19 protein-coding genes are annotated in these 16,547 nt (G+C 75.7%); 7 read left to right on the forward strand and 12 right to left on the reverse strand.

The window, feature by feature from the left end; all coding sequences use genetic code 11:
- The 4 genes from D459_RS0103940 to bioB form a co-directional block, all read right to left on the reverse strand.
- A partial coding sequence (locus D459_RS0103940; protein WP_081620440.1) for an RNHCP domain-containing protein occupies positions 1-319 on the reverse strand: 319 nt, incomplete at its 3' end.
- A gap of 289 nt (positions 320-608) precedes the next feature.
- Positions 609-1,238 (reverse strand): hypothetical protein, encoded by a 630-nt coding sequence (locus tag D459_RS0103945; protein WP_017591697.1) that lies wholly within the window; start codon positions 1,236-1,238, stop codon positions 609-611.
- A gap of 83 nt (positions 1,239-1,321) precedes the next feature.
- Positions 1,322-1,783 (reverse strand): GNAT family N-acetyltransferase, encoded by a 462-nt coding sequence (locus tag D459_RS0103950; RefSeq protein ID WP_026120034.1) that lies wholly within the window; start codon positions 1,781-1,783, stop codon positions 1,322-1,324.
- Between the two features lie 148 nt (positions 1,784-1,931).
- Complete coding sequence (gene bioB / locus D459_RS0103955; protein ID WP_017591699.1) at positions 1,932-2,999, reverse strand: biotin synthase BioB; 1,068 nt, start codon at positions 2,997-2,999, stop codon at positions 1,932-1,934.
- Positions 3,000-3,164: 165 nt separating this feature from the next.
- Between bioB and D459_RS0103960 the strand changes: the two genes are divergently transcribed.
- Together D459_RS0103960 and D459_RS0103965 are read left to right on the forward strand one after the other, a co-directional pair.
- The gene (locus D459_RS0103960; RefSeq protein ID WP_017591700.1) at positions 3,165-4,700 is read left to right on the forward strand and encodes a hypothetical protein; all 1,536 of its coding nucleotides are present in this window, start codon (positions 3,165-3,167) and stop codon (positions 4,698-4,700) included.
- A gap of 98 nt (positions 4,701-4,798) precedes the next feature.
- Entirely contained in the window at positions 4,799-5,386 is a 588-nt protein-coding gene (locus D459_RS0103965; protein WP_017591701.1) for a TIGR03086 family metal-binding protein, read from the forward strand.
- A gap of 1,637 nt (positions 5,387-7,023) precedes the next feature.
- On the opposite strand, the gene D459_RS0103970 is transcribed toward D459_RS0103965, so the two are convergent.
- Positions 7,024-7,605 (reverse strand): TIGR03086 family metal-binding protein, encoded by a 582-nt coding sequence (locus D459_RS0103970; protein WP_026120035.1) that lies wholly within the window; start codon positions 7,603-7,605, stop codon positions 7,024-7,026.
- A gap of 226 nt (positions 7,606-7,831) precedes the next feature.
- On the opposite strand from D459_RS0103970, the gene D459_RS0103975 reads away from it, so the two are divergent.
- Positions 7,832-9,244 carry a sugar porter family MFS transporter gene (locus tag D459_RS0103975; protein ID WP_017591703.1) on the forward strand — a complete coding sequence of 471 codons (1,413 nt, stop codon included), beginning with the start codon at positions 7,832-7,834 and terminating at the stop codon, positions 9,242-9,244.
- 42 nt (positions 9,245-9,286) lie between these two features.
- On the opposite strand, the gene D459_RS0103980 is transcribed toward D459_RS0103975, so the two are convergent.
- Complete coding sequence (locus D459_RS0103980) at positions 9,287-9,730, reverse strand: VOC family protein (RefSeq protein WP_017591704.1); 444 nt, start codon at positions 9,728-9,730, stop codon at positions 9,287-9,289.
- 94 nt (positions 9,731-9,824) lie between these two features.
- On the opposite strand from D459_RS0103980, the gene D459_RS0103985 reads away from it, so the two are divergent.
- The 4 genes from D459_RS0103985 to D459_RS0104000 all read left to right on the forward strand — a co-directional run bounded on the left by D459_RS0103985 (position 9,825) and on the right by D459_RS0104000 (position 12,189).
- Positions 9,825-10,151, forward strand: a complete 327-nt coding sequence (locus D459_RS0103985) for an ArsR/SmtB family transcription factor (RefSeq protein WP_017591705.1) — start codon at positions 9,825-9,827, stop codon at positions 10,149-10,151.
- A gap of 154 nt (positions 10,152-10,305) precedes the next feature.
- Positions 10,306-10,803, forward strand: coding sequence for a hypothetical protein (locus tag D459_RS0103990; protein ID WP_017591706.1), 498 nt, complete (start codon positions 10,306-10,308; stop codon positions 10,801-10,803).
- Positions 10,804-10,906: 103 nt separating this feature from the next.
- Complete coding sequence (locus D459_RS0103995) at positions 10,907-11,233, forward strand: ArsR/SmtB family transcription factor (protein ID WP_017591707.1); 327 nt, start codon at positions 10,907-10,909, stop codon at positions 11,231-11,233.
- On the forward strand, positions 11,233-12,189 hold the full coding sequence (locus D459_RS0104000) for an SRPBCC family protein (protein WP_017591708.1): 957 nt from the start codon (positions 11,233-11,235) through the stop codon (positions 12,187-12,189). Before D459_RS0103995 ends, D459_RS0104000 begins: the two co-directional genes overlap by 1 nt.
- A gap of 115 nt (positions 12,190-12,304) precedes the next feature.
- On the opposite strand, the gene D459_RS30680 is transcribed toward D459_RS0104000, so the two are convergent.
- From D459_RS30680 to D459_RS0104030, 6 genes are all read right to left on the reverse strand, one after another.
- Positions 12,305-12,940, reverse strand: coding sequence for an NAD(P)-dependent oxidoreductase (locus D459_RS30680; RefSeq protein ID WP_017591709.1), 636 nt, complete (start codon positions 12,938-12,940; stop codon positions 12,305-12,307).
- Positions 12,941-13,037: 97 nt separating this feature from the next.
- Complete coding sequence (locus D459_RS0104010) at positions 13,038-13,676, reverse strand: PadR family transcriptional regulator (protein WP_017591710.1); 639 nt, start codon at positions 13,674-13,676, stop codon at positions 13,038-13,040.
- A 218-nt stretch (positions 13,677-13,894) separates the two neighbouring features.
- Entirely contained in the window at positions 13,895-14,599 is a 705-nt protein-coding gene (locus tag D459_RS0104015; protein ID WP_017591711.1) for a sensor domain-containing protein, read from the reverse strand.
- A 342-nt stretch (positions 14,600-14,941) separates the two neighbouring features.
- Positions 14,942-15,334 (reverse strand): VOC family protein, encoded by a 393-nt coding sequence (locus tag D459_RS0104020; RefSeq protein WP_017591712.1) that lies wholly within the window; start codon positions 15,332-15,334, stop codon positions 14,942-14,944.
- Positions 15,335-15,642: 308 nt separating this feature from the next.
- Positions 15,643-16,122 carry an SRPBCC family protein gene (locus D459_RS0104025; RefSeq protein ID WP_017591713.1) on the reverse strand — a complete coding sequence of 160 codons (480 nt, stop codon included), beginning with the start codon at positions 16,120-16,122 and terminating at the stop codon, positions 15,643-15,645.
- A complete protein-coding gene (locus D459_RS0104030) occupies positions 16,119-16,517 on the reverse strand; it encodes an ArsR/SmtB family transcription factor (protein WP_017591714.1) in 399 nt (132 codons plus the stop codon). The genes D459_RS0104025 and D459_RS0104030 overlap by 4 nt, the downstream gene beginning before the upstream one ends.
- Between the last annotated feature and the right edge of the window lie 30 nt (positions 16,518-16,547).

Consider the following 16,547-nt stretch of genomic DNA (forward strand, 5'->3'; position numbering starts at 1 on the left):
TCAGCATCAGCGGGTTGTCGTCCCCGGCGCTGCGGTTGGCGCTGAGCGCGTCGCACCCGGAGCAGCGGTGGATGATCACCCATTCGCCGCCGCCGCGCACCGAGATGGCGATGGGCTCCATGCGCGCGTGGCACTCGGAGGCCCGGTCGCCCGGGACGCGGTCGTCGACGTGCTTGCTGTGCAGGCAGTTCGGGCAGTGGTTGCGGTGCCGCGTCCCCGGCGCGCTCAACGGGACGTCGAGGCGGCAGTGGACGCAGCGGAAGGAATCGGCCTCCTGGCGGAAGCGCGGTCGTCGGTTTTCGTCGCGTCGTCTGGACACGATCAGTGGCTCCTTGCCGAGTGTCGAGCGGTACCGGTCACACGGCGCCGCCCGCCCCTCCGCGCGGGCCCTCACTTCCCGGAGCCCTCCCGGGCCTCCGGTTCCGGCAGTGGTCAAGCCCCTCGCGGAGAGACGACGGCGCTCGACACGGCCCGGGGGGCACCCCACCACTGACTGCACATACAGACGACATCCTCGCTGCTCAACGGGAAGAATCGGAAAGTGCGGGACGCACTGCGCCCGCACCGACGATTGAAACCCCCGGCCCGCCCGGCGCGCAACGGGTTTTTCAGCCGGCGGCGAGCAGCGCCGCCACGTCCCCGCCGGTCCACCGCCCCGCGGCCCCCGGCCGGGAGGCCAGGTAGTCGCCGGTGCGGCGCGGCCCCCACCGGTGGGCGGCCTCCAGCCCGGAGCCGATCACCGCCAGGTACCCGGCGGAGGGGGCGGTCGGCTCGGTGTCGGCGGCGCCCCAGTGCGCGGTGAAGGTCAGCACCGGGCGGCCGGCGATGTCGCCGCAGTACAGCAGCGTCTCGTACCGGCCGGGGCCGAGGACCGCCCGGCCGGTGCGCAGCGCGGCGCGCGGATCGGGGCCGTCGCCGGGGGAGCGGTACATCTCCTGCGCGGCGATGTCGGCGAACTGCTCCGCGGTGACCAGGTAGGCCCTGGCCGGCGCCGCGCCCGGCAGCCCCGGGTCGAGCATCGCCAGGCCGCCGCCCCACATCGGCGACTCCAGGCCGAAGTGGACCCCGCCGGCCAGCCACACCGCGGCCTCGGCCCGCGGCGGCGTCCGGTTCCTGCACCCCGGGTTCTCCCGCGTCCCGCCCGGCGGCGCCCCGCCGGAGACGTAGCAGGAGAACCGCCCCCGGTCGGTGTTGGCCCCGTAGCTCGCGTACCAGACCAGGTCGCCGCCGGCCGCCATCCGCGCCCCTTCCCGTGCCGGTTCCGCCTCCCCTTCCAGGGTTCCCCGGAACGGGAGCGGCGCACCGGTTCCGGGGGCGGCGGTCAGTCGATGAGCTTCCGCTCGTAGCAGATGCTCGCCGCGCAGTCCGCGTAGTGGCCGAAGCGGTCGATCCGGTAGTAGCCGCACCGCTCGTACAGCCGGATCGCCTCCGGCTGCTCCGCCCCGGTCTCCAGGCGCATGATGACGGCCCCGGCGTCGGCCGCGTAGCGCTCCAGGGCGCGCAGCAGCACCTCGCCGATGCGCCGGCCGCGCCACTCCGGCACCACGTACATCCGCTTGACCTCGAAGGACTCCGAGTCCAGCCGGCGCAGGGCGCCGCAGCCCACGGGCTCACCGCTGCGGCCCTCGGCCGCCATCAGGAAGACGGACACGTCTCCGCCGGAGGGCTTGGGACCGAGCTCGAGGTCGGCGCCGTACCGCTCGATGGTCTCCCGCTCCTGGTCGGCCCGGAGCCGCACTCCGACCGGATCGTCCCAGCTCGTCTCTTCAAGGGTGATCTGCACGGAGAGGAACCCTATGCCCCGCGGAGAAGCGGCCGGAAACCCGCCCCCGCGAGGCGGGGACGGGGCCCGCCCCGGGCCGGCGCCGCCCAGGGCCTAGCGGTCGCGGGCCGCACGCCCGGGGCGCCCGCGCGGGCGCCCCGGGCGGGGATCAGGCGTTGGGCGGCAGGTCGGTGCCGGCGCCGCGGCGGCGGGCGCGGACCAGGTCGGGGCGCTCGCCCCCGCCGTCCTCCTGCTCGGGCCCGGCGCCCAGCACGGTGAACCCGGCGTCGCGGATCATCTCCAGGTCGGCCTTGCCGGCCTGGCCCTCGCTGGTCAGGTAGTCGCCGAGGAAGATCGAGTTGACCACGTACAGCGCCAGCGCCTGCAGGCTGCGCAGGTGCACCTCGCGCCCGGCGGCCAGCCGCACCTCGGTGTCGGGGAAGAGCAGCCGGGCCGCGGAGAGGATGCGCAGGCAGTGCTGCGGGGTGAGGTCCCAGCGCCCGGCCAGCGGGGTGCCCTCGAAGGGGATGAGGAAGTTCACCGGGACCGAGTCGGGGTCCAGCTCGCGCAGGGCCAGCAGCGCGTCGGCGATGTCTCCCTCGGACTCGCCCATGCCGGCGATCAGCCCGGAGCAGGGGGACAGCCCGGCCTGCTTGGCCTTGGACACGGTGTCCACCCGGTCGTCGAAGGTGTGCGTGCTGCAGATGTCGGCGTAGCGCTCGCCGGAGGTGTTGAGGTTGTGGTTGTAGGCGTCGGCGCCGGCCCGGCGCAGCTCGTCGGCCTGGCCGTCGGAGAGCAGGCCCAGGCAGGCGCAGACCTCCACGCCCGGGTGGTCGGCCTTGATCTTCTCGATGGTGGGCGCCAGCCGCCGGATGTCCCGGTCGGTGGGGCCGCGCCCGCTGGCCACCAGGCAGACCCGGGCGGCGCCGGCCCGCACGCCGCCGGCCACCGCGTCCCGGGTCTCCTCCGGTTTGAGCCAGGTATAGGTCACGATGTCGGCGGAGGAGCCCAGCCGCTGGGAGCAGTACCCGCAGTCCTCCGGGCACAGCCCGCTCTTCAGGTTCACCAGGTAGTTGAGTTTGACGGTCCGCCCGAAGTAGCGGGTCCGGGGCCGGGAGGCGGCCGCGACCAGGTCGAGCAGCTCGTCGTCGGTGCTGGTGAGCACGGACAGCAGCTCGTCGCGGGTGAGCGGCTCCCGGCGCAGGGACTTGGCGGCGAGTGGTTCGAAATCGGCCATGGCGACGATCTTTGGGCATGGCGGTGCGGCCGCGCATCCGCGGACGGCGACAAAGAACCCGCCCCGGTTTTGTGCGCCGCAGGTGGGCCCGCGTGTCGAAGACCACGGGCCGCATCCGGCCGCTGTTCCGGGGTCGCCGAGTGGACGTCGCTCCGGTGTGGCAGGATGCGGCGGGTGATTCAAGAGTTCCGCACCGCCGTCGGCAACGTGGCAGAAGTCGCCGAGAGCCGCCCCCACGAACTGCGCATGGCCATGGCCGAGGTCTTCCGCGCCGCCCCGCACGTCTCCCGGGAGGTGCGGACCGAGGGGATCGACGCGCTGGCCCGCACCCTGACCGAGCACCGCTGGTCGCCGGGGGTCGCCGTGGAGGTCGCCATCCTCTGCGGCGCGCTGGTGGAGAACGACACCCCGGCCGGCGCCGCCGGGGTGGAGGTCATGCGCCAGCTCTCCGAGAACGGCAAGGGCGCCGACCTGTTCCGGGCCGCCTGGGAGGAGGCCGGGCAGAAGCCGCCGGCCCCCGACGAGGTCACCGCCGACTCCGAGCGGCCGGTCGCCGAGTACCTGGCCCGGCCGGAGTTCGAGGTCGCCGACCCGGCGAGCATGGCCGCGAGCATGACCATGTGCTGGTGGGTCTCCCAGCGCTACGGCCTGGCGGCCAAGACCATGCTGAACGACGCGGGGGTGCGCGCCGCTCTGCGCGCCGAGCCGGAGATGCTCGGCGAGCTCACCACCATCGCGCAGAACCTCTCCGCGCACATCGAGGAGTACGGCGAGGTCCACGAGCTGCTGCGGATGGCGGGGGCCGACCGGGCCCTGGTGCTGGACCGCGCCTCGGGCCGCGGCTTCCGGGTCCGCTTCGACGGCGTCGCCGACAACTTCCAGCTGCACGTGCTGCTCGCCGACGCCCTGATCGGCGCCGAGGGGCGGGGCGTCCCCGGCGACCGGCCGCACCCGGCCTGGGTCGCCGCCTTCCGCGACGCGGAGAAGGACCCCCAGGCCGACATCGTGCAGGGGGTGTGGGACCTGGTCGGCGCGGACGGCTCCTGGGTGGGCAACGAGGCGCCGCCGGCGGCCGTCCCGGTCGTGGACGGCGAGCGCGCCCTGGTCCTGGAGCCGATCTCGCTGCCGCACAGCTGGCGGGCGGGCCGCCGGCACCCGCACATCGCAGGGTGGCTGGAGGTCGAGGAGGAGATCTCGACCGAGCAGGCCGCGGCCTGGTGGTCCAGGATCCACCCCGCCGGCGCCGTGGTGCACCCGCTGCAGGCGGGTTCCGCCGGGGGCGGCGCGGAGGCCCCGCAGGGCGCCCCCGCGCCGGAGTCCGCCCCGGCCTCCGCCGAGGGGGAGAACGCCGTCCCCTTCGACGAGGCGGTGGACGCGATCGCGGAGCGGATGGGCGAGCTGCTCGGCCTTCCCCCGGAGGCGGCCCGGGCACCGGAGCCCGCCCCGGCGCAGCCGGGCCCGGAGGGCCCCGCCGGGCCGGTCGGGGAACCCGTCCCCGCCCCCGCCCCGGTGGCGGCCGAGGCGCCGGTCGGCCCGCACGACGGCGCCCCGGCCCCCGCCGCCGGAGAGGACGCAGCCGGGCCGCAGACCCCGCCCGGCGCCGACTTCCTTCCGCCGCTGCCTCCGGGCGTCTCGGACAGCGCCGGGTGGAGCCCGGAGTGGAAGCAGCGCGCCTCCCTCCGCCTGCCCCCACGCTCCTGACCGCCCCGGGGCGGAAACGCCCCGGCGCCCGGAGCGATGAGTTCCAGGGGCCGGGGCGGTCCCAGTGGTGAGATGTCCCCATCGAGAGGAGCACCACCATGGACTCCCGCCCGGACCTGGCAGCGGCGGCGGAGCAGATGGCGGCCGTGGCGGCGGGGATCGGCGAGGACGACCTCGCCTCGCCCACGCCGTGCGCCGGGAGCACCGTGGGCGACCTGCTCGCCCACGTGCTGATGCTGACGCTCGCCTTCCGGCTCGCCGCCGAGAAGAAGCCGGCCCCGGTGGAGGGCCCGCCCCCGGAGCCGTCGATCGCCGACCTCCCGCCGGACTGGCGGCGTGTGCTCCCCGAGCGCCTGGACGACCTGGTCGCGGCGTGGCGTGACCCCGCCGCCTGGCAGGGCCGCACCACCGCCGGCGGGGTCGACCTGGCCGGCGGTGAGGCGGGCGTGGTGGCCCTGAACGAGCTGGTGCTGCACGCCTGGGACCTGGCCTCGGCCACCGGCCTGCCCTACCGGTGCGCCCCGGAGGACGCCCGCGCCTGCCTGGCCTTCGCGATGAGCGTCCCGGACGACCCGCAGGCCCGGCAGGGGCTCTTCGGCCCCCGCGTCCCGGTGCCCGAGGGCGCGCCGGACTTCGACCGCCTCCTCGGCTTCAGCGGCCGTGACCCGTCCTGGTCCCCGAGCTGACCGCCTCTCCGCAGGCCGGAGGGGCCGTACCGGCCCTTTCCGGCCTCCCGGCACCGCCCCACCTGCCAGAGCCTGGGCTGAGCCGTCCAGGCCGAAGCCCTCGACGAGTCCTTCGTTGCAACGATCACTCGACGGCAAACGCCTTCGCCATCAGTGGAAACGGGACACCTGGAGGCGGGGGCGGGGTCGGGCGCTCCGACCGAGCGCGGCGCCCCACGGAGTGAGTGTTCAAGCAGGCAGCGACGGCGAAGGTAGGGGCAGGGCGGAGGCGATCGCCCGGGCGCGGCACCTCGCGGGGCGGGGGTTCAAGCGGGCAGCGAAGGCGGCAGTGGGGGACCGGCCGGTCGGTCGGGTGCGGCACCCCGCAGAGCGAAGGTCAAGACGGGCGGCGACGGCAGCGGTAGGGGCGGGGCGGGGGCGGTCGCCCGGGCGCGGCGCCCCACGGGGTGAGGGTTCAAGCAGGCGGCGAGGGCGGGGAGGGGGACCGGCCGGCCGGTCGGTCCGGCGCGGCGCCCCGCGGGGTGAGGGTTCAAGCGGGCGGCGAGGGCGGTGGTGGGCACCGGCCGGTCGGTCGGGTGCGGCAGAGCGGGTGGGGGCGGTCGGGGTGGGCCGGGGCGGCGAGTTCGCCGTGCCCGCGTCGCCCGGGCGCCGGGGCCGGCCGCCCTTGAAACCGCTGCACCTCTCTGACCTGGGTGAATACTTAGGGTGATGGTTGGGTGGGGTGCCCTGCGCATCGCGAGAGCACCCCGGTGATTCCCGGGCGCGCATCCCGGCCCGGAACAGGCCCCTGGCGGCCCGAATGGCTCTGATCGGGCCGGTGTTCGGGGGTTCGAGCCGCCCGCAAGGCCGCAAAGCAGGGGGCCGGAACCCGGGAAGAGCAGGGGCGGGGGCGGAATGTCGCTTTTGCCCTGCGGGGAGGACCCGCCTTGGCCACTCTGGGTGATCGGCGAGGGGGTGGTGGGGGCCTGGGGGCTTACTACTCGCTGGTAGATGTAATCGGGGTGCTCTCGCGGTGCGCAGGGCGCCCCCGCCCCTGCCCGGTCCCCGCCGCGAACCCGGCATAGGGGATAAGGCCACCCCCTGGCGGGAGCGCGCACCGGGCCGGGCCGGTGAACGCGGCGCCCGGCCCACTGCCGCCTTCGCCGCCTGCTTGAACCCCCGCTCCGCGAGGCGCCGCGCCCGACCGACCGGCCGGTCCCTCTCCCCGCCTTCGCTGCCCGCTTGAACCCCGGCCCCGTGAGGCGCCGCACCCGGGCGACCACCCTCGTCCCGCCCCTACCTTCGCCGTCGCCGCCGGCCTGAACCTCCGCTCCGCGAGGCGCCGCGCCCGACCGACCGGCCGGCACGCCCCCTTCCCCTCGTCGCCGCCCGCTTGAACCTCCGCCCCGTGGGGCGCCGCACCTGACCGACCGGCCGGTCCCCCTCCCGCCGTCGCCGCCCGCCTTGACCTTCGCTCCGCGAGGCGCCGCGCCCGACCGACCGGCCGGCACGCCCTCCGGCCCTCGCCGCCTGCTCGAACCCCGGCCCCGTGGAGCCCTGACCGGCCGGCGCCCTGGGTCGGTCCGTGCTTCCGGGCGGCTTTGCCGTCAGGGCCCGCCCGCCGTCAGGGCCCGCCCGCCGTCAAGATCCGCTCGCCGTCAGGGCGTCCGTCCGGTGCGGGCCAGCAGGATCTGCTGGGGGCCGGCGTCGTTGGGGACCGACTTCTCCGGGGCGAAGATGCCGGCGCCTCCGCCGTCCTGGACCGCGCCGATCTCCTCCTCGAACCGCTCGGAGTCGATCAGGTCGCGGACCAGGCCCGGGTCGAGGGTGGCGTCCGCGCCGATCCCCTGGGCCAGGTCCCAGGCGTGCACGGCGAGGTCGAAGGTCATCTGCCAGAGGTAGAGGCTGCCGGGGGCGTCGCCGAAGGACAGGTGCACGGTGCGCTCCAGGGCGCCCGGCTCCAGCCAGGCGGTGCGCGCCGCCCGGGACGCCTCCTCCCAGGCGGCGACGGGGTCGGAGCCCAGCACATCGCCGTCGAAGCGCCCCTGGGCCTCGGCGATGGTCCCGCCGTCGAGCAGGTGCGGCACCCACAGCTGCTCGGAGACGAGGTGGGCGACGAGCGCTCGGACGTCCCACTCCTCGCACGGGGTGGGGCGGTGCCAGTCGGCGCCGCCGATCAGGTGCATGCGGCGGTCGAACTCCGCCATGGCGGTCGCGTGCAGGTCCAGCTGCCCGGGCATGGGCGCCTCCTCATCGGTCGTGGCCGGCCCCGGTCCCGCGGGGCCGGAGTCCAGCATGGCCTCCGGCGGGCCGTCGGGAAACGGCAATCTTCCCGGCTGTGTACGGCAACACGCCGCGCGGCTCGGCCGCCGCGGCGAGCTCCGCCGCCACCATGGGTCCCGGCGGGGCCGCGACCGCGCCCCCGACGTGACCACCCGAGACGTGACGACCCGAGGAGGAGCGGCCGTGGCCGGATCCGATTCTCGCCCCTCGGAGGGGGGCTCCGAGGCCAGCCTCGCCCACGTGTTGCTGATCGCCGGGGCCGCGGCCATGGGCGGGTTCCTGTTCGGCTACGACAGCTCGGTGATCAACGGCGCGGTCGACGCCGTCCAGGAGCGGTTCGGGGTGGGGGCGGGCGTCACCGGGCTGACCGTGGCGGCGGCGCTGCTCGGTTCGGCGGTGGGCGCCGGCATCGCCGGCGGCGCGGCCGACCGGATCGGCCGGATCCGCGTCATGCAGCTGGCCGGGGTGCTGTTCGTGGTCAGCGCGGTGGGTTCGGCGCTGCCGTTCGCCATCTGGGACCTGGCGATCTGGCGGGTGGTGGGCGGCATCGCGATCGGCATCGCCTCGGTGATCGCGCCGACCTACATCGCCGAGGTGTCTCCGGCGGCCTACCGGGGGCGGCTGGCGTCGATGCAGCAGCTGGCGATCGTGCTCGGCATCGCCGTCTCCCAGCTGGTCAACTACGCGCTGGCGGCGCTGGCGGGCGGCAGTGCGCTGGGCCGGCTCGGCCCGCTGGAGGCCTGGCAGTGGATGCTGGGGGCGGAGGCGGCCCCGGCGCTGCTGTACATCCTGCTGTCGCTGGTCATCCCGGAGTCGCCGCGCTACCTGGTGCGGGTGGGGCGGACGGACCGGGCCCGCGCGGTGCTGGCCGAGGTGGAGGGCGGCGACGTGGAGGGGCGCATCGCCGAGATCCGGGACGCCCTGGGGACGGAGGTCAAGCCGAGGCTGAGCGACCTGCGGGGCCCGTTCCTGCTGCTGCCGATCGTGTGGACCGGCATGGCGATCTCGGCGTTCCAGCAGCTGGTGGGGATCAACGTCATCTTCTACTACTCGTCGTCGCTGTGGCGGTCGGTGGGGGTGAACGAGAGCGACTCGCTGCTGCTGAGCCTGTTCACCTCGGTGGTGAACATCGTGGGCACCTTCATCGCCATCGGCCTGGTGGACCGGATCGGCCGCAGGCCGCTGCTGCTGGTCGGCTCGGCGGGCATGGCGGTGGCCCTGGCGGTGACCGGCTACGCCTTCTCCCACGCCGAGGTGGTGGAGGCGCAGGCGTCGCTGCCGTTCCTGTGGGGCGCGGTGGCGCTCACCTCGGCCAGTGCGTTCGTGCTGTTCTTCGCGCTGTCCTGGGGCGTGGTGACCTGGGTGCTGCTCGGCGAGATGTTCCCGCTGCGCATCCGCGCGGCCGCGATGGCGGTGGCCACGGCGACCCAGTGGATCGCCAACTGGCTGGTCACCGTCACCTTCCCGGCGCTGCGGGACTGGAACCTGCCCGGCACGTACATGCTCTACACCGCCTTCGCGGTGCTGTCGTTCTTCTTCGTGCTCCGCTACGTCGCCGAGACGAAGGGCAAGACCCTGGAGGAGATGGGCAGGTGAGGCGGTGGGGGCGGCCCGCGCGGGCCGCCCCCACCGGTGCGGTCAGAGGCCGTAGATGCCCTCGGTCAGCGCCACGGGCGGGCCCGCGCTGCCCTTGGCGACGTCCCAGTCCCAGAACTCCACGACGTTCCCGTCGGGGTCGGTGACGTAGGCGGAGCGGGTCCGACCTCCGAACTCGACCTCGTCGACGGTGTGGCCGTGGGAGCGGATCCGCTCGACGATGCCCGGGTACTCCTCCCGGTCGACGTGCACGGCGTAGTGGACGTGCACGCCGCCGCGCCCGCGGGAGATGCCGATCTGGGGGCGCCAGAGCCCGATGCGGGTGGTGCCGGCCAGGACCCACACCGCTTCGCGGTGGTTCCACTGCGGGCCGGACCAGCGCTCGATGACGGGGAAGTCGAGCACCCCGCTGTAGAAGCGCTCCGCGGCCTGCAGGTCCTTGACCTCCAGGACGAGTTCGTTGACGCCGTTCACCCGTGCGGCCATGGCCTTGCCTCCTGTCCCCGCCGCGCGGCGGGAATATAGGGAATCGCCTATTTAGTCCTCTGACTATATAGAGTGCGCGCGATACCCTGTCAACGTGCCTTCCACCGCCGCCCCCGCCGCCCCGGACACGGACACCGCCTCCGCCGGCGACGAGTCCGCCGTCCGGCGGTTCCGCGCCCTGGGCCACCCGGTGCGCCTGGGGATCCTCCGCCGGCTCGCCCGCACCCCCGACACCTGCGCCTGCGACTTCGCCGAGGTCTTCGACGTCAGCCAGCCCACCATCAGCCAGCACCTGAAGGTGCTGCGCGAGGCCGGCCTGGTCACCTCGGTGCGCCGCGGCAACCAGATCTGCTATTCCTCGGCCCCCGGATCCCTGGCCGAACTGCGCGCGCTGCTCGGCGCCCTGGCCCCGGAGGACTGACCGCCGGGGCCGCGATCCCCCTCTTCCCCGAGGAGATCCGGGCGGCCCGGCGGCGGAGCGGTGCGGCCCGGGGGATCGGCACCGGGACCGGCGGAACCGGCGTTGAGTACCGGTACTCACGCGCTCCCGACGGCGGCCGCGACAGGATGGGCACATGGACGAGACGATGCGGACCCGCTCCCGCAAGAACCCCGCCCTCCCCCTGGCGGGAGGGATCGCCCTGCTGGCCGGGGCCGCCCCCGCGGCCTGGTGGGCCGCCCGCACCTCCCCCGAGGAGGCGGCCGCCCGCCACGGCCATCCGCTCGGCGAGGCCGAGTACGCCGTCGAGCCGCTGCCGCTCCCGGACTGGGCGGTGCACGCGGCCGGCCTGGGCGGCGCCGCCGTCGCGCTGGCCGCCGCGGCGCTGCTGGCCTGGGGGATCTCCACCGGCCGGATCGAGCGGGTGTGGGGGCCGGTGCTGGTCTGCCTGCTGCCGCTCCCGGTGATGGCCGGCCTGTGGTGGGCGATCGCGACCGCGCCCGTCATCGGCGCCAACATCGGCCTGGGGCTGGCGACCTGGGCCTTCCCGCCGCTCGCCGCGGTCTTCCTGGCGACCGCGGCCACCATCGCGGTCCTGTCCCGGCGGCGGCGCGCCGGCCGGACCGCCTCCTGAACCGCGCGGGCACCACCGGAGAGGACGGCTCCGGCGGTGCCCGCGCCCCTTCCCGTCCGGCGCACCCCTTCCGCTTATATTCCATCTCGGTTATATTGCCGGCATGGTATTCGAGGTGCTGGCCGAACCGCGGCGCAGGCAGATCCTGGACATCCTGCGCACCGGAGAGCAGCGCGTCGGCGACCTGGTCGACCGGCTCCGGCTGACCCAGCCCGCGGTCTCCAAGCACCTGGCGGTGCTGCGCGACGCCGGGCTGGTCGAGGTGCGCCCGGACGCCCAGCGGCGCTGGTACCGACTGCGCCCGGAGCCGCTGGAGGAGCTCGACGCCTGGCTGGCCCCCTACCGGGCGCTGTGGGAGGACCGGCTGGACGCCCTGGAGCGGCGCCTGGACGCCATGCCCGATGACACGCCCGGGAAGGGGAGCACGTGATGGAACGGCCCAAGGCGGTCCTGCGGACCATCGGCGGGGAGCCGGTACTGCGCTTCGAGCGCCGGATCGCCCACCCGCCGGAGAAGGTGTGGCGGGCGGTGTCCGACCCCGCCGAACTGGCGCACTGGTTCCCGGCCGAGGTGCGGACCGAGCCGCGCGCGGGCGCGCCGGTACGGTTCGCCTTCCCCGGCGAGGACCCGAACGGCGGCGGCGCGGGGAAGGTGCTGGAGTACGACCCGCCCAGGGTGCACGCCTTCACCTGGGAGCAGGACGTGCTCCGCTTCGAGCTCTTCCCCGACGGGGAGGGAGGCTGCCTGCTGGTGTTCACCCACACCGTCGGCGGCGGCGCCCCGGGCCTGCTCACCGCCGGGCGCGCCGCGTACGGCTGGGACACCTGCCTGGCCGCCCTGGAGGACCGGCTGGCCGGCGCGGAGCCCGCCCCTCCCGGCGGGATGCTGGAAGGAGTGGAGGGCTACGTCGCCCGGTTCGGCCTCGACCAGGGCGAGGTGCGGCCGGGCGGGGACGGCGGCGGCACCGTGCACTTCGCCCGCGACCTGGGCTGGGCTCCGGTGGAGAAGGCCTGGGAGATCCTGTCCGGCGGCGGGTCCGCCGAGCCCGGGGGCGAGCCGCCGGCCGGGTTCACCAACGCCTACGTGCCGCCGGGCCGGATCTCCGCGGCCGAACCCCCGCACCTGCTCGAATACGCCTGGCTGCACGAGGGGGAGCCGGCCGGAGCGGTCCGCTGGGAGCTGGTGCACGCCCCCGAGACCGGCACCCGGGTGGAGCTGGCGCAGACCGTCCCGGCCCGCCTCTCAGAGGCGCTGCCCACCGCGCTGGCCGCCTGGCAGACCCAGCTGGAGATCCTGTTCGCCGCGGTGCACGGCGAGGTGCGCCGCCCCTGGCCCGAGGAGCGCACCGCCGAGCTGGAGCGGATGTACGCCGAGCGGCTGGGCTGAGCCGCCGCCCCGGCCGGGAAGGGCGCCCCCGGCCGGGGCTGAACCGCGCCGGGGAGGGCGGGGCCCGCCGGTGCCCCGCCCTCCCCGGCCTTCCGCGCGCCCGGAGGCGGCGGAGTCACCCGGTCTTGCTCTTGGCGCCGCCCTTGGAGCGGGAGCCGGTGCGGATCCCGCCGACCCCGACCGCCCGGCGGATCAGCGAGTCGTCCTCGGCCGTGTCGATCAGGGCCATCGCGTAGTCGGCGCGGGGGAGCCGGTGGTCGCCGCCGGTGGCGTCGGCCTCGAAGTCGGTGTGCACCTTCCCGGCCCCGGCGTCGTCGGTGAGCATGGAGCCGCGCACGACGGTCCAGTCCAGCTCGCTCATCTCCAGCATGCCCTCGGCGCGGGCCAGGTCGGCGTAGGAGGTGCGGAGCAGGATCCACATCACCGCCACCACCGCCTTGGGGCGGGTGGCGACGATGGAGCGGCTGCTGGTCATCACCAGGCGCTTCACCCCGGCCTCGGCCATGGCGGGGATCAGGGCGCGCAGGATCGCGCTGGATCCCACGGCGGAGACGACCGCGTCCTGGCCCTGCAGCGCCTCGCGCAGGACCTTCGGGTCGGTGGCGTCGCCGCGGACCTCGGCCTGCGGGGCGCGCCCCGGGCCCTGGAGCGGGCGGCGCGCCAGCGAGGTCACGGTGTGGCCACGCCCGACCGCCTGGTCGACGACGAGCCGGCCGGTCCGGCCGGCGGCTCCGATGACGAGGATCTTCATGGTGGTCCTTTCGATGGGCGCCCCGCTCCCGTGTGGGCGGAGCCGACTTCCGGGCGGGCGACCGCCGTGCCCGGGCCCGCGGGCCTCCCGTTCACGGTCAGCCGCCGCGGGGCTCCGCTCCGGGGCCGTGCGGCTCCGGGTCGGATCCCGGAACGGGCAGGCCGGCGAAGCCGGCGGGCGCATCGAGGCCTCCCGCGTCCAGGTCGTCGGCCAGGGCCGAGACCCAGTCCCGCTCGGCGGCGATGCGGGCCGCCTCGTACTCGTTCTCGATCAGGAGGAGGCGCGGCAGCCTCCCTTCCGCCTCACCCAGGGCCCGGGCCAGCTCCGCGTGCTGCTCGGCCAGGTCCTTGACCCGGTCGCGCAGGGCGGCCGCGGCCTCGCCCGGCTGCAGCACCCCGAGGAAGGACAGTGCCGCCACGAGCGGCGTGGTGTCCCGGTCGGGGGTGCGCAGCAGGCGCAGCTCCCGGTCGCGCAGGGCGGCGCGCCCGTCCGGGGTGATCGCGTAGACGGTGCGCTCGGGGCGGGCCCCGCCGCGGGTCGTCCCCACCGCTTCGACCAGGCCGTCCCGGTGCAGCCGCTCGACCGCGTGGTACATGCTCCGCGGCAGGCCGGTGACGAAGTCCTTGTGCGTGCCGACCATCATCCGGTGCATCTCGTAGGTGTGCCGGGGCCCGGTCGTCAGCAGCGCGAGAACGGTCAGCCCGGTCAGGTCCCGGTCCGATCGGCGCAGTGCCATGCGCGCCTCCTCATATATTGCTTACTTCATTATGGCGGCGTGCACTATATGGAGGCAAGGGGGCGGGCAGTGGCGCCGGTCACGGGAGGGCGGCGTGCGGCCTGTCCGGGACCGCCGCCCGGCCGCGGGGCGGCGGTCGGGGCGCGCACGGCGGCGCCCGGCCGGCCGTCGCCGCCTGCGGGGGCGGGACGGCCGGCCGGGCGCCGCGGGGAGCGGGGTCAGCGCATCGCGTAGGCGGAGGCCGGGTCGGCCGAGGGGGCCTGCGGGTACGGGTACGGCGGGTGCGGCGGGCCCGCGGAGCCGGGCCGCACCGGGGCGACCGGGGAGAGGAAGGCCTTGGCGAAACCCGCGTTGAGCTGGGCGAGGAAGCGCAGCACCACGGGCAGCAGCAGCGCGAAGAGCGCGCCCAGCACCAGGTGGAAGGCGATCCCGGTGCGCAGGTCGCCGCCGTGGCCGAGCAGCTCGGGCAGGCCCTGGTTGCCGGGGATCCGGTGCAGCGCCCAGCCGTAGGCGGGGTAGAGCAGGCCGCCGATGGCCACCGCCCACCAGGAGACGGTGATCGCGAAGGAGGCCACCGCGAGCGGCAGGCGCAGGATGCCGTGGCCCAGGTCCATCCAGCTCTGCCCGCAGGTCAGCGGGGTGATCCCGGCGCGGAACCAGCCGGCCCCCTCGGGCGGGCGCCGGTAGCGCGGCGCGTCGATGGGGCGGGCCAGCACCTCCGCGGACGCCTGCCGCTCGACGGCGGCGAACCCCCGCGCGATGATCAGGGCCAGGCCCAGCGCGAACAGCCCGCCCACGATCACCGCGGTGCCGAGCCCGGCGGCGAACACCGGCACCAGCAGGCAGAAGGAGACGACAGCGAGGGGGAACCCGGTGATCAGGTAGCGGGTGTCGGCGCCGGCGCGGCGGATGATGTTCGACATGCCGGCAACGCTACGCAGCGCGCGGGCGGCGGGCACTACTCCGCTCGCCCGTCTCCATGGTGGTGCGCACTCCACCACCGCCCGGCGGAGCCGCTCGCCTCCGACCGGTGCGGGTGGTCCGCCGTCCGCGCTCGGCGCGCGGAACCCGCACCGGACGCGCTCCCGCCCCTCGGCGCTCCGCGGCCGGTCCGGCGGGGTGGCCGGCCCCGGGGCGCGGCCCGAGGGCCGGATCCGGGGGAGCGCCCCGCCGTGGGCGGAGGGGCGGGCGGAGGGGCCGGTGGAGTCCGCCCCGGCCCGGGCCGGCGCCCTGCGCCGTCGGGCCTCATCGCGGGCGGCGGGCGGTCAGGGGCGGCGGCGGGCCAGGACGCAGAACTCGTTCCCCTCCGGGTCGGCGAGGACCACCCAGCTCTCGTCGCCCTGGCCGACGTCGGCGTGCCGTGCACCCAGGTCGAGCAGGCGGCGGACCTCTTCGTCCTGCTCCCTGTCGGACGGGCTGACGTCGATGTGCACCCTGTTCTTGACGGTCTTGCCCTCGGGCACCCGCGCGAACGTCAGCACCGGCGGCACCGGGCCGGCGCGCTCCCCGCCCCCGGGGCCCGCGGGCGGGCCGATCGTGACGACCAGGCCGCCCTCCTCTTCGCCGTGCACCTCGTAGCCGAGGACCGAGCACCAGAACCGGGCGAGGCGGCCGGGGTCGGCGCAGTCGATCTCGAGCTCGGTGAACCTGCTGGCCATCCCGGACCGCCCTCTCGGTGAAAGGCCCGCCCCGCTCCGGGCGGACCCGTCGGACATCCGACCGCTTCCGGCGCCGGTGCGGCCCCGGGGCCCGGCGGGGAGAAGGCCGGAGAGGACCGGCGCCCCGTGCGGGCCACCGGGAGCGTACCGCGGCGCCGCCGCGCCGTTCCATCCGTTTCCCGCGCGTCCCCGGGGAACCCGGCTCCCCGGGACGCCCGGGGAACCGGGCGAGGGGCCGGCCGGAGAGCCGGCCCGGAGGGCGGCGCGCGGGGCGGCGGGACCCGGAGGCCCGCCGCCCCGCGCCGCTCCTACGCCTTCTCCACCAGGGCGGCGAGGCGGTCCATGCCCTCAGCGGCGCCCTCGTCCATCCCGGAGGCGGTCATGGCGTCGCGGGCCTCCACCGTCTGGAAGACCGCCACCGCGGTGTAGCGGGTGCCGCCGTCGACCTCCTCCAGGGTGAGCGTCTCCAGGGAGACGTGCCCCGGGGCGCCCTCGAACTCGGAGGTCTGCACGATCCGCTCGGGGGAGACCTCGTGGAAGACCCCGTGGAAGGGGTACTCGGCCTCGCCGTCGCCGCTGATGAAGCGCCAGGACCCGCCGGGGCGGAAGTCGGCCCGCTCGACCTTGGTGGCGTAGCGCGCCGGCCCCCACCACTGCGGGACGAGGTCGGGGTCGGTCAGCGCCTTGAACACCGCCTCGCGCGGGGCGTCGAAGAACCGGGTGATGGTGACGTCGTGCCGCCCCGGCTCGATGGTGAACTCGGTCTTGCCCACGGTGTGCTTGCTCATCGTCCTGTCTCCTCTTCGTTCGTCCGCTGCTTCTGATCCGCTGCGCCGCTCGCGGCGGGACCGCCCGCCGAGCGCCGCATGATCCCCTGGACCACCTCGTCGAGGCGGTCGAGGCGCTCGGCCTGGATCTCGGTGTAGCGGGAGATCCAGCCGGAGGCCTCTTCCAAGGGGGCCGTCTCCAACCGGCAGGGCCGCCACTGCGCGTCGCGCCCCCGCACCACCAGCCCCGCCCGCTCCAAGACCTTCAGGTGCTTGGAGACCGCCTGCAGGCTGATCGGGAACGGCTCCGCGAGCTCGTTGACCGTCGCCTCCCCTTGGGAGAGGCGGGCCAGCAGCGCCCGCCGGGTGGGGTCCGCCAGGGCGGCGAACGTGGCACTGAGCTGATCGTCGGCCATCTCTTATTCAACTCTCCGGTTGTTCAACCT

The sequence above is a fragment of the Nocardiopsis potens DSM 45234 genome, from assembly GCF_000341105.1.
Classification (GTDB): domain Bacteria; phylum Actinomycetota; class Actinomycetes; order Streptosporangiales; family Streptosporangiaceae; genus Nocardiopsis_A; species Nocardiopsis_A potens.

Bases quoted from the DNA above. Each gene is read 5' to 3' on its own strand.
- D459_RS0103945 (WP_017591697.1), bottom strand. From the start codon at position 1,238: ATGGCGGCCGGCGGCGACCTGGTCTGGTACGCGAGCTACGGGGCCAAC.
- D459_RS0104000 (WP_017591708.1), top strand. From the start codon at position 11,233: ATGGAACGGCCCAAGGCGGTCCTGCGGACCATCGGCGGGGAGCCGGTA.
- D459_RS0104010 (WP_017591710.1), bottom strand. From the start codon at position 13,676: ATGGCACTGCGCCGATCGGACCGGGACCTGACCGGGCTGACCGTTCTC.
- bioB (WP_017591699.1), bottom strand. From the start codon at position 2,999: ATGGCCGATTTCGAACCACTCGCCGCCAAGTCCCTGCGCCGGGAGCCG.
- D459_RS0104030 (WP_017591714.1), bottom strand. From the start codon at position 16,517: ATGGCCGACGATCAGCTCAGTGCCACGTTCGCCGCCCTGGCGGACCCC.
- D459_RS0103980 (WP_017591704.1), bottom strand. From the start codon at position 9,730: ATGGCCGCACGGGTGAACGGCGTCAACGAACTCGTCCTGGAGGTCAAG.
- D459_RS0103970 (WP_026120035.1), bottom strand. From the start codon at position 7,605: ATGCCCGGGCAGCTGGACCTGCACGCGACCGCCATGGCGGAGTTCGAC.
- D459_RS0104020 (WP_017591712.1), bottom strand. From the start codon at position 15,334: ATGGCCAGCAGGTTCACCGAGCTCGAGATCGACTGCGCCGACCCCGGC.
- D459_RS0104025 (WP_017591713.1), bottom strand. From the start codon at position 16,122: ATGAGCAAGCACACCGTGGGCAAGACCGAGTTCACCATCGAGCCGGGG.
- D459_RS0103965 (WP_017591701.1), top strand. From the start codon at position 4,799: ATGGACTCCCGCCCGGACCTGGCAGCGGCGGCGGAGCAGATGGCGGCC.
- D459_RS0103995 (WP_017591707.1), top strand. From the start codon at position 10,907: ATGGTATTCGAGGTGCTGGCCGAACCGCGGCGCAGGCAGATCCTGGAC.
- D459_RS0103990 (WP_017591706.1), top strand. From the start codon at position 10,306: ATGGACGAGACGATGCGGACCCGCTCCCGCAAGAACCCCGCCCTCCCC.
- D459_RS0103960 (WP_017591700.1), top strand. From the start codon at position 3,165: ATGCGGCGGGTGATTCAAGAGTTCCGCACCGCCGTCGGCAACGTGGCA.
- D459_RS30680 (WP_017591709.1), bottom strand. From the start codon at position 12,940: ATGAAGATCCTCGTCATCGGAGCCGCCGGCCGGACCGGCCGGCTCGTC.
- D459_RS0104015 (WP_017591711.1), bottom strand. From the start codon at position 14,599: ATGTCGAACATCATCCGCCGCGCCGGCGCCGACACCCGCTACCTGATC.